Genomic DNA, 12,947 nt, shown 5'->3' with positions numbered 1-12,947 from the left:
GGCCAGGCGCGAGCCGCACCGTGCGCCGCCGGCCCGCCGCCGGCGCCGGGTCAGCGGACGCGCCGCCCGGCCTGGGGCATGCCGCGGACGCGGTCCAGGTGCCGTTCGTACAGCTCCCGCGAGCCGGTGAGGAAGCCGATGATCAGCTCCAGCTCGTCGGCGGTGTAGGAGGCCGCGATGGTCCGGGCGCCCTCCTCGGCGATCGGCCCGTAGATGTCGCGGCCCCGGCGCGTCGCGTCCGGTGTCACCCGTACGACGACCTTGCGGCGGTCGGTGGGATCGGGGGAGCGGGTCAGGTAGCCGAGCCTCTCCAGTCGGTCGAGCATCGCGGTGACGCTGCCCGTGGTGAGCCCGAGCGCCGAGCCCAGCTCGCTGGGCGCCGCCGTCTCCCGCTGCATCAGGTACTCCAGGCAGCGCAGGTCGGTGCGGTTGACGCCCAGGCAGGCGGCCGCCGCGTCGTCCAGCGCGTCGACGGCCGACTGGTGCGCCTGCGACTCCACGCCGAGCCGCTCTCTCAGACGGTCCGGATTTTCCCTTGACATTCAAGTACCTCGACTATCAAGCTAATATTCCCCTTGAACATCAAGATAGTCGACGTCCAAGGAACACTGCCCGCCTGTTCGTTGCCGGAGGAGAGCGTCTCATGAAGGTGATCATTATTGGGGCCGGTACGGGCGGAATGTGCCTCGCCCACGGCCTGAAACGCGCCGGCGTCCCGGTGGAGGTGTACGAGCGCGACCGCACGCGCGCCGACGGCCTGCACGGCTACCGAGTCGGCATCGACCCCACCGGCAACCGCGCGCTGAAGGAATGCCTGCCGCCCGAGCTGTTCGACGCCTTCGCCGCCACCTGCGCGCGGCCGCCCAGGTACTTCAACGTGTTCACCGAGCACCTGAAGCGGACCGCGTCCTTCCCGCTTCGCGAGGACACCGACCCGGTGAACAGCGAGCGGTCGGTGTCCCGGATGACCCTCCGCCAGGTGCTCCTCACCGGCATGGAGGACGTCGTCCGGTTCGGTAAGACCTTCACCCACTACGAACGGCACGCCGACGGCACGGTCACCGCGCATTTCGCCGACGGCACCTCCGCCACCGGTGACGTGCTCGTCGCCGCGGACGGCACCAACTCCCGGGTCCGTCGGCAGTACCTCCCGCACGCCGAGGTGAAGGACGCCGGAGTCATCGCGATCTCGGCCAAGGTCCCCGTCACCGAGGAGACCCGGGCCCTGCTGCCACGCGAGGCGTTCCACGGCATCTCCCTGGTCTTCGCCCCCAAGGGCAGGTTCTGCGTCTGGCACGTCATGGAGTTCGACCGGCACGACGCCGCCGGGACCGGCGTCGGTGGAAACGACGCCGATCTCATCGAGCGCCGGCCCGGCCTGCTGTACGACAACACCCGCGACTACATCAACTGGGGCTTCTCCGCCGCGGCCGGCAGGTTCCCCGGGAACGTCATGGAGATGCGCGGCGAGGAGCTGATGCGGCTGACCCTCGGCATGACCACCGGCTGGCATCCGGACATGCGCAGGCTGTTCGCCCTGGCGGACCCCGGGAGCTGCTTCCCGATCAAGATCCGCACCTCGGTTCCCGTCGAGCCATGGGAGACCACCACGGTGACCCTGCTCGGCGACGCGATCCACACCATGACCCCCGGCCACGGCGTCGGCGCCAACACCGCCCTGCGCGACGCCTCCCTGCTGTGCCGGGAACTGACCGCCGCGCACAACGCCGCCGAACCCCTGCTGGACGCCCTCCGCGCCTACGAGGCCGAGATGATCCCCTACGGCTTCGCCCGGGTGGCCGACTCGCTGGCCCAGAACGGCACCAGCGGCCACGACCCCCTCCACAGACCCGTGATCGGCCGCGCCGTCCTCGCCCTGACCCGCACGTACTTCTTCCTCAGCAGCCGCATCCCGCCCCTGCGGGAGAAGTTCCTCACCGACCTTCACACCTACCGGGGCGGCGACGAAGCCGCCGCCCTCTGAGGCGGTGCGGGGAGCGGCGGACGGAGTCTCGCGCCGTCGCGGGGAAGGCCGCCGGACCCTCCGCGCCGTCGCGGGGGAACGGCGCCCGGAGATCCGGCCGGGTTCAGCGGTGGAGGGTCAGGCGGAAGGCGCTGCCGTCGCCCGAAGGGGTGGGGGAGCGGACGGTGAGGGTGCCGCCGTGGGCTTGGGCGATCTGGAGGGCGATGGGAAGGCCGAGGCCGGTGCCGGGAAGGTCGCTGCGGCCGCGCCAGAAGCGTTCGAAGACGCGCTCTCGCTGGTCGGCGGGGATGCCCGGGCCGTGGTCGGTGACGGTGACCACGGCCATCGGCCCGGTGAGCGCGACGTCCACTTCGACGGCCGAGCCGGCGGGGGCGTATCTGACCGCGTTGTCCACCAGGTTCGCGACCGCCCGTCGCACGGTGGGTCCGTCGACCGAGCACGCGGCGGACGGCGGGCCGGTCAGCTCCAGGGAGGTGCCCTTCGCCGGCGCCGGCACCCGCGCCTCGTCCAGGACGTCCCGGACGATGGCCGTCAGGTCGGCGGGGCGCCGTTCGATGACCCGTGCCCTTCCGCGGGCCTCCACGAGGAGCTCGCCGATCGTCGTCTCCAGCCGGGCGATCGCCTTCCTGGACCGTTCAAGGCCCTGCCGGTACACCTCGACGGTGGGGGCCGGGTGGGCCAGGAGGACCTCGGTGTTGGTCATCAGCACCGACAGCGGCGTGCGCAGTTCGTGGCTGGTCTCCTCGACGAGCCGCCTTTGCGTCTCGGCGGCGAGCTGCAGCCGGTCGAGCATCGCGTCGAAACTCGCCGCGAGCGCCACGACCTCCGCCGGGCCGTGGTCCAGCCCGATGCGCAGGCCGAGGTCGGTGCCCTCGGTGCCTTCGATGTCCTCGGCGACCTCGCGCACGCGCTCGATGGGACGCACCGCCCGTCCCGCCCACCACCAGGCCAGGCCGGCGGCGGCCGGGCCGAGAGCGACGATCGTCCAGGTGACCCAGGCGGAGTGGTGGACGGAGGTGCGCCTGATCGTCTCGACGCCGTTGACCGCGTTCGCGGCCGTCTCGTCGTCGGTCAGCAGGATCACGCCGAACAGCAGCAGCACCGGCACGTAGATCGCCAGGAATCCCAGGGCCGCCAGCCGCACCCGCAGCGATCCGCGCGCGCGGGTCGCGCGGGGTCCGTCAGCCGGTGGGCGCGGCGATCCGCGCGCGCGGGTCGCCGCCCTGGTGGGGCGGGCGCTGGTGACCCCTGCCGGTCCGGAGACGGTGAGGCGACCCGCCTCGACCCCCACGGTCACCCGCGGGGCGGCGCCGGTGGGATCGTCCGGGTGGTGGCGACCGTCGCCGGACGGGGCCAGCGTCAGCGCCGGTGGCCCGGCGGGGAACTCCGCCGCCCGGACGCCGCCCTCCTCGTTCACCGAGTACCAGCCGGTCAGCACCTTGTCCCTCGCGGTGACGGCGACATAAGTGCGCACGTCACCGCCGATGGCGGCCGTTCCGCCGAGCGTGAGACCGCTGATCGGCCCGAACGCCCGCTCGATGCCCGCGCGCTCTTCGCGCCCTTGCTTCGTACGCCCGTTGAGCAGCGCCAGCACGCGCCGCTCGTTCGCCCGGAGCTCGGCGGCGGGAACACCTCGGGGCGGGAACAGCGCCGCGACGGCGTCCGCGCCCCTCGCCGAGATCACGAGCCGGCCGCCGGTCGCGCTCACGTCGAACGAACCTCCCGTGTCCAGCGCGTAGGTTCCGACCATAGCCGCCGCGCCCGCCGCGCCCGTCCGACCGGCGCCGGCCGCGGCGGATCCGCCTCCCGGCATGCTCAGATGAGCGCCACACGCCACGCACAGGGCCACCACCGCGACCGCCAGTGATGTGACACACGACTTGTTCATGCGAGCGACCGTACGGACGTCCCTGCGAACCTGATGTGAACGGACCCGGCGGGCCCCCGGCGCCGTTCAGGCGGTCTCGCTGCCGAAGTGGCGGATGCGTTCGCGCAGTGCCGCGGCGTCGGCGTCGTTGAGCTCGTCGAGGATCGTCAGCGCGGAGCGCCACCGCTCGCGCGCCCGGCCGGGGTCGCCCGCCGCGGCGTGCGTGTCGCCGAGGTGGGTCAGGGCGGCGGCCTGGAACGAGCGGGCGCCGAGCTCCCTGAACAGGGCGAGGGCCTGCTCGAAGCAGTCGACCGCCTGGTCGTGGTGGCCGAGGTGGTGGCGGGCGTAGCCGATGCTGTCCAGCGTGCCCGCCTGGCCGTACCGCGAACCGATCTGCCGCTGCAGGACGAGACCCTGTTCGCCCGCGGCGAGCGCTTCGGCGTAGTCGCCCAGCCGGGTGCGGCACCAGCAGATCATGTTGAGCGCGTTGGCCTGCCCGGCGACGTGGCCCGCTGACCGGAACAGCAGCAGGGCCTGCGAGGCGTGCTCCAGCGCCGTGCGGTAGTCGCCCTGCCCCTCCAGGGCCAGCGCGAGGCTGATGTGCACGTTGGCGCGGACGCCGTCGTCGCCGTGGCTCGCGGCCAGCTCCAGCGCCTCCCCGAGGTGGGCCCGCGCCTCGCCGAACCGGCCGAGCTGCGCGCAGGCGGTGCCGAGGACGCGGAGCACGCGGATCTGGCCGGACCGGTCGCCCAGACGCCTGGTCGCCTCCAGCGCCACGCCCTGGACGGCCATGCGGTCGGTCCAGTGCCCGCGGCGCTCCAGGAACTCCGCCACGGTCCAGGCGAGCTGCCAGGCATGGACGTCAAGGCCCGACCGGTAGGCGTGCCGCACGGCCGCGAGCAGGTTCTGGTGCTCGGCGGTGAACCATCGCGCCGCCCGCTCGGCGTCCGGCACCTCGCCGCGGGTCACCCCCGGCCCGGGCTCGGCCACCACCACCGGGTCGCGGTGCGGGTTGAGCGACATGGCCGCCGCCTGCGCGGTGTGCAGGTAATGGTCCAGCAGCCGCCGCGTCGCCGCGTACCCCTCGGGAGCGTCGTCCTGCCGGGCGAGTTCGGCGCTGTACGCGCGGAGCAGGTCGTGCGAGGTGAACCGGCCCGGCCGGTGCTCGACGGCCAGCCCCGCCAGGGCCAGTTCGGCCAGCAGGTCGCGCGCCTTGCCCGGGGTGAGGCCGGCGAGGCTCGCCGCGGCCGCCGTGGCGATGTCGGCCCCCGCGCTCAGCCCGAGCAGGCGGAACATGCGCGCCGCGGCGGGGCTCAGCGTCCGGTACGACCAGGACAGCACCGCCCGGACCTCGCCGGCCTCGTCACCGGCGCTGAGCTGGTCGAGCCGCCCGCGCTCGTCGCGCAGCTCGTCGGCGAACACGGCCAGCGGGAAGGCCGGACGCCCGGCGGCCCGCGCGGCCACGATCGCCAGCGCCAGCGGCAGCCGCGCGCACCAGGTGATGATGTCGTCCATCGCCTCGGGTTCTGCGGCGGCGCGTTCGGGGCCCAGGCGGCGCGCGAGCAGCCGCCGCGCCTCGGCGGCGTCCGGCGGGTCCACGGCGAGCGGATGGGCGCCTTCGACGGCGACCAGGCTGGTGAGCTGGGCGCGGCTGGTCACCAGCACCAGGCTGCCTGGCGCCCCGGGCAGCAGCGGCCGCACCTGCTCGGCGTCGCGGGCGTTGTCCAGCACCACCAGCATGCGCCGCCGGGCGAGCAGGCTGCGGTACAGCGCGGTCTGCGCGTCCACGTCGGGCGGCAGGCTCGCGACCGGCACGGCCAGGGCGTGCAGGAACCCGCCGAGCGCCTCGGCCGGCGTCATCACCGTCCCGTCGGGGCCGAACCCGCGCAGGTTGACGTAGAGCTGGCCGTCGGGGAACCGGGCGGCGACCCGGTGCGCCCAGTGCACCGCCAGCGCCGTCTTGCCCACGCCCGCCGTCCCCGACAGCGTCGCGATGAGGACCGCGGTCGGCTGGTCGGCGGCGTGGGCGAGCACCGCGTCGAGCGCGGCGAGCTCGGCGTCGCGCCCGGTGAATCCGCGAACGTCCAAAGGCAGTTGCGCCGGTGGGGTGGACCTGAGGTCCGCCGCCGGTCCACCCGCACTCGCGGGGCCCCCCGGACCACCCGCACTCGCTGCGCTTGCGGGCGTCGCGGGTGGAGCGGCGCCGGCCCCGGCGGGTTGCGCCGGCGCGGGCGCCGCACGCGCCTCGCCGGCGTTCCCGTGCAGGATCGCCCGGTGCAGCTCCCGCAGTTCGTCCCCCGGATCCAGGCCGAGCTGGTCGGCCAGCCGCCGCCGGAAGGCGGCGTAACAGTCCAGGGCCTCCGGGACGCGCCCGGTGGCGTGCAGAGCGCGCATCAGCGCGGTGACCAGCGGTTCCGCCAGAGGGTTCTCCAGCAGCAGGTCGGCGAGCGGGCCGATGACCGCGGCGGCCTCGCCCAGGGCCAGTTCCGCCTGCGCCCAGCGCACCGCCGCGTCCAGGTGCTGCTGGTGCCACGCCTGCCGTACGCGGTCCGCCCAGTCGCCGTCGATGCCGCCCAGGGGAGTGCCCCGCCACAGGCCGAGGGCCTGCCGCAGCAGCCCCGCCTCCTCGGTCCCCGTGCACCGCCCGTCTCTGGCCTGTCCGACCAGGCGCCGGAAGCGGTGCACGTCGATGCTGTCGGGATCGACCTCCAGCGCGTAGCCGCCGCTGCGGCGTCCGAGCCTGGCCGGCCCGTCCTCGCCGAGGCTCACCTGTTCCAGCACCCGCCGGATGCGGGCGAGGTAGACGTGCAGCGCGTGGCGGGCCCGCTCCGGTGGAGCCTCGCCCCACACCCGGTCGACCATGGTCTCCATCGGCACCGGCCGTGGCGCGTCCACCGCCACCGCCGCCCAGACGGTCCGCTGCCGCGGAGGTCCGAGATCCACCGGCCCGCTCCCCGACCATAACTCCAGCGGGCCCAGCATCCGTAACTCCACGTCGATCCCCCCGTAGCCCCGGTTTCGCCTGCTCACGCACTGACCTGGTGATTGAGAAAGTTGCAGGGTTTTGGCCACTTTCCTGGCCGATGCTGAACCCGGTGATCACCCCGTGTCAACGGGTTCACGGGGCGAGGTACGGACCGGAACGTCCGAGCAGCGTGATCGGCGATCCGGTCCAGAACGCGAAGGAGAGAGCATGAGCCGTCTCATCGACCGGATGATCGACCGGATCGTCCCGAAGGCCACCGTTTCCGCCTGCGACTACCGCGACGTCTGCAACGCCGCCGGCCACCCGGGCCTGTGGTGGCGCGAGTGCTGCGCCCAGACCGGCTGCCACTGGACCTACGTCGGCTCCTGCTGACCGGTCGCCGCGACGACGCCGGGCGGTGGCGGCCCCACGCCGCCGCCCGGCCGGCGCCTCGGCGCGCCCGCCGGGCCTCGTCACCTCGTCCGCAACGCCGCGCTGATGGCCGTCACCGTGCTCGGCCTGCCGGCGCCCCAGGGCTCCCCGGCGCCGGCCGGCCTGGCGGTGGCGGCCGAGGCGGGCCTCGTCGGAGCGGTCCTGATCATCTCGTTCGACGACGTCGTCGACCTGTTCGCGAGGAGTTCCCGATGACCTACCTGGCCGCCGCCGTGGTGCTGCTCGGCACGCTGTGCCTGCTGAACCTGGTGCTCACGATCGGCATCCTGCGCCGGATGCGGGCGCAGGCCACGCTGACGGGCGGGCCCGCCGGGGCGCCGTCCGCGCTGGGGCCGGGCGCCGCCATCGGGACGTTCACCGCCGTGACGACGGACGGCGAACCGGTGTCCTCCGCGACCCTGACCGGGCTGGTGGGGTTCTTCTCCTCCGGGTGCGAGCCCTGCCACAAGCTGCTGCCGAGGTTCGTCGAACGTGCGCGAGAACTCGGCCGCGAGGACGTGCTGGCGGTGCTCGGCGGTGCCGACGAGGCGGCGCTGCGGGCCCTCGGCCCGGTCGCCCGGGTCGTCGTGGCCGAGCGCGACGGCGGGCCGGTGGCGCGCGCGTTCCAGAACACCTGGACCCCCATGCTGTACCTGATCCGCGAGGACCACCGGATCGCCGCCGTGGGCACCCGGATGGAGGAACTGCCCCTCCCGAGCCGGCGCGACGACGGCGCGACTCCCCGCGCAGGCGCGGCGGACGTCCCCGAAGCCGCTGGTGAGCCGGCCGGTGCCGCGGACGTTCCTGACCTGGCCGGCGCGGCGGGCGTCCGTGATGTCCCCGCCGCGGCGGACGTCGCCGGGCTCGCGGGCAAGGGGCGCAGGTGAGCGCCGCCCCGGACGCCGACCCGCAGCACATCGGCGCGGGGCGACTGCGGGCCTCCGTCGCCCAGGCCCTCTCGCTCATCTGGCGGTCGGCGCCCGCCGACGTGACGGGCGTCCTGCTGCTCACCCTCCTCGCGGCCGCCGCTCCGGTCGCCGCCGCCTGGCTGACCAAGCTGGTGCTCGACGGGCTGGCGACCCCGTACGGCGCGGTCGCCGGGCCGGCACTCGGGCTGATCGCCACCGGGCTGGGGGCCGCCGCCCTGCCGGTGGCGCTGCGCTACCTGAGGGCGCACGTCGGCCGGTCCGCCAACCTGGCCGCCACCGAGCGGCTGTTCGCGGCGACCGAACGCCAGGTCGGCCTGCGCGCCTTCGAGGACCCGGCGTTCCAGGACCGGCTCAGACTGGCCCAGGGGGCGACCGGGCGCATCGCCGAACTGGTGGACGGCATCGGCAACGGCCTCGGCGGCGCGCTCTCCCTCGTCGGCTTCGTGGCGTCCATGCTGGTCCTCAGCCCGGTGATGACCGCCGTGGTGGTCCTGGCGGCCCTGCCCGCGCTCGTCGCCGAGCTGTATCTCTCCCGGAGCCGGGCGGGCACGGAGTGGAGCGTCGAACGGTACTACCGGCGGGAGTTCTTCTACAGCCAGTTGCTCACCGGAGTCGCCGCGGCCACCGAGATCCGCCTGTTCGGCATCGGCGCGTTCCTGCGCGCCCGGATGACCGACGAACGCCGGTCGGCGAACGCGGCGATCCGGCGCATGGACCTGCGCGAGCTGCGCACCCAGGCGGGCCTGACGGCGGTGAGCGCCATGGTGGGCGGGATCGGCCTGTGGTGGGCGGTCGGCGCCGCGCGGCGAGGCGAACTCGGCATCGGCGACATCGCCATGTTCCTCGCGGCCGTCACCGGTGTGCAGTCCGCCCTGGGCGCGCTGAGCTCGTCCATCTCCGGCTGGCAGGCGCGGCTGCTCGCCTTCGCCCATTACGTCGCCGTCGTCACGGCCGAACCGGACCTGCCGCGCGCCGAACGGGGGCGGGCGCCGGGGCTGCGGAAGGGCGTGGAGCTTCGGGACGTGTGGTTCCGGTACAGCGACGACCATCCCTGGGTCCTGCGCGGGGTGAACCTGACCATCCCGCACGGGTGCGCCGTCGCGCTCGTCGGGCTGAACGGCGCGGGAAAGAGCACGCTGGTCAAGCTGCTGTGCCGGATGTACGACCCGACCCGAGGCCGGATCCTGTGGGACGGAACGGACCTGCGCGACATTCCTCCGGCCGCCCTGCGCGAGCGGATCAGCGCCGTGTTCCAGGACCACATGAACTACGACATGACGGCCCGCGACAACATCGGCCTCGGCGACCTGAGTGCGCGGGACGACCCGAGGCGCGTCAGGGAGGCGGCCGCGCGCGCCGGGCTGCACGACACGCTCGCCGGGCTGCCTCGCGGATACGACACGCCCCTCACCCGCACCTTCATGATGGGCGAGGACGAGGACGGCCCGGCGACCGGCGTCGTCCCCTCCGGCGGGCAGTGGCAGCGCCTCGCGCTGGCGCGCGCGTTCGTACGGGACGGCAGGGACCTGATGATCCTCGACGAACCGAGCTCCGGCCTGGACCCGGAGGCCGAGCACGAGATCCACGCCCGCATGCGTGCCTACCGAGAGGGCCGCACCAGCCTGCTGATCTCCCATCGGCTCAGCGCCGTCCGCGACGCCGACTACATCGCGGTCCTGGAAGAGGGGCGGATCACCGAACACGGCTCCCACGACGTGCTGCTGGCCGCCGACGGCGGCTACGCCCGCCTGTTCCGCCTCCAGGCCACCGGCTACCAGGGGACCTGGTGAGGCCCGCGCTCCCGCCCGCCGGACACGGGGAGGCGCGCGGTCGGGTCCGCCGGTTGCGGGAGGCGCGCGGTCCGGGCCGCCGGTCACGGGAGGCGCCGATGACACCGGCTCCTGTCGCCGCCGGAGGTGAGGAGGCGCCATGACGCTCGCCCTCTGTCTCGCCGTGGTGCTGCCGGCCGTCGGCCTGGCGGCGCTCTGGGTGCGGCGCGGCTTCCTGGCCACGACCGTCCACGGCACGAGCATGGAACCGACGCTGCGCCCCGGCGACCGCCTGCTCGTCCGCAGGACCAGACGCGTCCGCGCCGGCCAGGTCGTCGTCTTCCGCTACTCCGCGCCTTCCGGCTCTTCCGCCACGGCGCACGACGAAGACCCCGTATCCGGACGGGACGGCGCGCTCCTCATCAAACGGGCCGTGGCCGTGCCGGGCGAACGGGTGCCCGACGAATGGGAGCAGCCCGACGTCCACCACATGGCCGGCACGGTGGTGCCGCCCGGATCGCTCGTCGTCCTGGGCGACAACCGCGCCACCAGCTGGGACTCGCGGCACTACGGACCGGTGTCCGGCGACCGCCTCATCGGCGTGGCGATCCGCCGCCTCGGCGGCCGCGGAACCTCCCCATGACGAAGCCGTCGCCGTCCCCAGGAATGAGGTGACGATCACCCGCGGCGCAGGGCCCACTCCACTCCCGGGCAGCGGTTCATGACGACGTCGAGCCCGGCGTCGAGGGCGCGCTGGGCGGCGGCCTCGTCGACCACGCCGAGCGGGAGCCAGACCGCTCCGGCGCCCGCCGCGATCGCCTCGTCCACCGCCTGCCCGGCGAACTCCGACCGCCGGTACACCCCGACGACGTCCACCTTGACCGGCACCTCGGCCAGTGACGCGTATCCCTGCTCACCCAGCACCATCCTGGCCGCCGGGTGGACCGGGAAGATGCGCTTGCCCCTGGTCTGGAGCAGCCGCGCCTGCTCGTAGGCCGTCCGCGACGGGTCGTCGCCGAGCCCGACGAACGCCCACGTCCCGGACTCGCCGAGCAGCCTTCTGATGACATCCACATCCGCGAAACGATCGTCCACGTCGTGCGTCAACGCCGGGAACCGGCCTCCGCTTCCCGCCCCGGAGAAGGCGCAGGTCGACCGGATCCCCGATGGCGTCGGCGTTGTGGCCTCAGAGCCTGGTTCCGGATGAGCTAGCCCTCGGCGGCGCTCACGGCGGGGCGTCGTGCTGCCAGAGCTGTTCCCCGTCGTCGAAGTGGGAGGTGGGAGCGAGCCCGGCGCGGTGGGCGACGGCGGCGGAGGCGGCGTGGTCGGGATGGATGTGCGCCTGCACGCGGACGACCCCGCGGGAGCCGAGCCAGGCCACCATGGCCTGAGCGGCCTCGGAGGCGTACCCCTGCCCCTGCCAGAGGGAACCGACGACCCAGGCGATCTCGGCCCGCCGCCCGTCGTCCATGATCGTCGCCTGGACGTAGCCGACCGCGCGCCCGTCGGCCTGCCGGCGGATGATCCAGTTGTGCCATTCCTGCAGACCGTCGGGAGAGCCGCCGGCGACCTGCCGGGCGTACTGGGCGCGCAGTTGCGGAAGGGTGGGCGCGGAGCCGCCGATGAAGGTGTAGAGATCGTCGCCGGCCAGCACCTCGACCATCTCGTCGGCGTCGCCCGGCGCCAGCGGGTCGAGCCGAAGCCGGTCAGAGGTCAGCCGGGTGCTCGCCATGTCCGTCCCAGTGGTCGGTGGCCCCGGGCGTCCTCACCGGGGCGCCGGTGCTCGCTTCAGAGGCCGCGCCGGCGTTCGCGTCGCGCTTCGCGCCGGAGTTCGTGTCGGGGTACGCGCCGGAGTTCGTCTCGAGGCTCGCGTCGGGGTGGGTCAGGGCCATCAGGGCGGGGCGGGCGATGGCGGCGATGCGGGCGGGGGAGACCTCCCGCAGGGCGGTGAGATCGAGCAGTTGGTGGGCGATGGTCACCCCGAGCATCGTGCTGATCATCAGGGCGGCGCGCAGCTCGGGGTCCTGCGCCGATATCGCGCGGCCGAGCTGCTCCACCTGCTCGTCGAGCCGGGCGCGCACGCCCGCGGCGGCCTCGGGGTGGGTCAGCATGGAACGCATCATGGCCAGCGACGCCTGCGGAATCGGCCCGATCTTCATGCCGATCCTCGCCAGCAGCTCCTCGACCAGCTCATCCAGGGCGCCGTCCAGCGGCGGGATCGCGGGGATGCGCACGGCCTGGTCGAACAGCTGCTGTTTGGAGCCGAAGTACTGCATGACCAGCGCGGGGTCCACTCCGGCCATGGACGCGATCGCCCGGATGGTGGCGCGCTCGAAGCCGCGCTCGGCGAACACGGTGCGCGCGGCGGCGAGGATGCGCTCCTCGGAGCGGCGCCGGCGCTCGGCACGGCTGGTCGGCGTGTCCATCACCACCCGACTCTACCGGTGTTGACCGATGTCGCCGTTTCGCTCTACAGTCGTTGACTCAACGGTTGTAGAGCGAATGGAGTCACCCGATGACGACCCGGTCCGACCGCACCCCTCGCGACGTGCTCGCCCTGTACCAGCAGGCCATGGTGGCCGGATCGGCCGACGATCTCGCCGGCCTGTACGCGGTGGACGCGGTCCATGAGTTCCCGTTCCGGGCGCCGGGGTTCCCCGCCCGCTTCCACGGCCGCGAGGAGGTGCGCGCCGGCTACCACAAGGCGTGGGACGCGAGCCCGGTCCGGCTGGCGGAGGTCGGCGACGTGGTCGTGCACGAGGCCGCCGACCCGGAGGTGATCGTGGCGGAGTGGCGCGGCACGGGGACGGTCGGACCCGACGGGCGACCGTTCGAGGCGTCCGGGCTGCTCATGTTCCGCGTGCGCGGCGGCGAGATCGTCGAGATGCGCGACTACATGGACGTCTTCGGCACCTTCCACGCCATAGGCCGCCTGAAGGACATGGTGGCCGCCATGGACGCTCCGGCGGCGAGCTGAGCTGACGGCCGGTCACATCCGGGC

13 protein-coding genes are annotated in these 12,947 nt (G+C 74.0%); 7 read left to right on the top strand and 6 right to left on the bottom strand.

Annotated elements, in window-relative coordinates; genetic code table 11:
• Positions 1–50 precede the first annotated feature (50 nt).
• A complete protein-coding gene (locus ABZT47_RS01170) occupies positions 51–542 on the bottom strand; it encodes a MarR family transcriptional regulator (protein WP_354834701.1) in 492 nt (163 codons plus the stop codon).
• 101 nt (positions 543–643) lie between these two features.
• Between ABZT47_RS01170 and ABZT47_RS01165 the strand changes: the two genes are divergently transcribed.
• Positions 644–1,984: an NAD(P)/FAD-dependent oxidoreductase gene (locus tag ABZT47_RS01165; protein ID WP_354834698.1), complete on the top strand. Its 1,341-nt coding sequence runs from the start codon at positions 644–646 to the stop codon at positions 1,982–1,984.
• Positions 1,985–2,087: 103 nt separating this feature from the next.
• On the opposite strand, the gene ABZT47_RS01160 is transcribed toward ABZT47_RS01165, so the two are convergent.
• Positions 2,088–3,872: a HAMP domain-containing sensor histidine kinase gene (locus tag ABZT47_RS01160; RefSeq protein WP_354834695.1), complete on the bottom strand. Its 1,785-nt coding sequence runs from the start codon at positions 3,870–3,872 to the stop codon at positions 2,088–2,090.
• Positions 3,873–3,938: 66 nt separating this feature from the next.
• The gene (locus ABZT47_RS01155; protein ID WP_354834693.1) at positions 3,939–6,881 is read right to left on the bottom strand and encodes a BTAD domain-containing putative transcriptional regulator; all 2,943 of its coding nucleotides are present in this window, start codon (positions 6,879–6,881) and stop codon (positions 3,939–3,941) included.
• Positions 6,882–7,044: 163 nt separating this feature from the next.
• Here ABZT47_RS01155 and ABZT47_RS01150 point away from each other — a divergent pair, with 163 nt between their 5' ends.
• The 5 genes from ABZT47_RS01150 to lepB all read left to right on the top strand — a co-directional run bounded on the left by ABZT47_RS01150 (position 7,045) and on the right by lepB (position 10,589).
• Positions 7,045–7,209 carry a hypothetical protein gene (locus ABZT47_RS01150; RefSeq protein ID WP_354834690.1) on the top strand — a complete coding sequence of 55 codons (165 nt, stop codon included), beginning with the start codon at positions 7,045–7,047 and terminating at the stop codon, positions 7,207–7,209.
• A 105-nt stretch (positions 7,210–7,314) separates the two neighbouring features.
• Positions 7,315–7,464: a hypothetical protein gene (locus ABZT47_RS01145; protein WP_354834687.1), complete on the top strand. Its 150-nt coding sequence runs from the start codon at positions 7,315–7,317 to the stop codon at positions 7,462–7,464.
• Positions 7,461–8,135, top strand: a complete 675-nt coding sequence (locus tag ABZT47_RS01140) for a TlpA disulfide reductase family protein (RefSeq protein ID WP_354834684.1) — start codon at positions 7,461–7,463, stop codon at positions 8,133–8,135. Before ABZT47_RS01145 ends, ABZT47_RS01140 begins: the two co-directional genes overlap by 4 nt.
• Positions 8,132–9,967: an ABC transporter ATP-binding protein gene (locus ABZT47_RS01135; protein ID WP_354834681.1), complete on the top strand. Its 1,836-nt coding sequence runs from the start codon at positions 8,132–8,134 to the stop codon at positions 9,965–9,967. The genes ABZT47_RS01140 and ABZT47_RS01135 overlap by 4 nt, the downstream gene beginning before the upstream one ends.
• Positions 9,968–10,106: 139 nt before the next feature.
• The gene (lepB, locus tag ABZT47_RS01130; RefSeq protein WP_354834678.1) at positions 10,107–10,589 is read left to right on the top strand and encodes a signal peptidase I; all 483 of its coding nucleotides are present in this window, start codon (positions 10,107–10,109) and stop codon (positions 10,587–10,589) included.
• 35 nt (positions 10,590–10,624) lie between these two features.
• Here lepB and ABZT47_RS01125 read toward each other — a convergent pair whose 3' ends face one another.
• The 3 genes from ABZT47_RS01125 to ABZT47_RS01115 form a co-directional block, all read right to left on the bottom strand.
• Complete coding sequence (locus ABZT47_RS01125; RefSeq protein ID WP_354834675.1) at positions 10,625–11,020, bottom strand: CoA-binding protein; 396 nt, start codon at positions 11,018–11,020, stop codon at positions 10,625–10,627.
• A 151-nt stretch (positions 11,021–11,171) separates the two neighbouring features.
• On the bottom strand, positions 11,172–11,678 hold the full coding sequence (locus ABZT47_RS01120) for a GNAT family N-acetyltransferase (RefSeq protein ID WP_354834672.1): 507 nt from the start codon (positions 11,676–11,678) through the stop codon (positions 11,172–11,174).
• Positions 11,653–12,372 (bottom strand): TetR family transcriptional regulator, encoded by a 720-nt coding sequence (locus tag ABZT47_RS01115; RefSeq protein WP_354835436.1) that lies wholly within the window; start codon positions 12,370–12,372, stop codon positions 11,653–11,655. The genes ABZT47_RS01120 and ABZT47_RS01115 overlap by 26 nt, the downstream gene beginning before the upstream one ends.
• 89 nt (positions 12,373–12,461) lie before the next feature.
• Between ABZT47_RS01115 and ABZT47_RS01110 the strand changes: the two genes are divergently transcribed.
• Complete coding sequence (locus ABZT47_RS01110) at positions 12,462–12,923, top strand: nuclear transport factor 2 family protein (RefSeq protein ID WP_354834669.1); 462 nt, start codon at positions 12,462–12,464, stop codon at positions 12,921–12,923.
• Positions 12,924–12,947: the final 24 nt, after the last annotated feature.

The sequence above is a fragment of the Sphaerisporangium sp. NPDC005289 genome (genome assembly GCF_040607455.1).
Taxonomy (GTDB): domain Bacteria; phylum Actinomycetota; class Actinomycetes; order Streptosporangiales; family Streptosporangiaceae; genus Sphaerisporangium; species Sphaerisporangium rhizosphaerae.
This window is presented reverse-complemented; position numbering and strand designations above follow the sequence as displayed.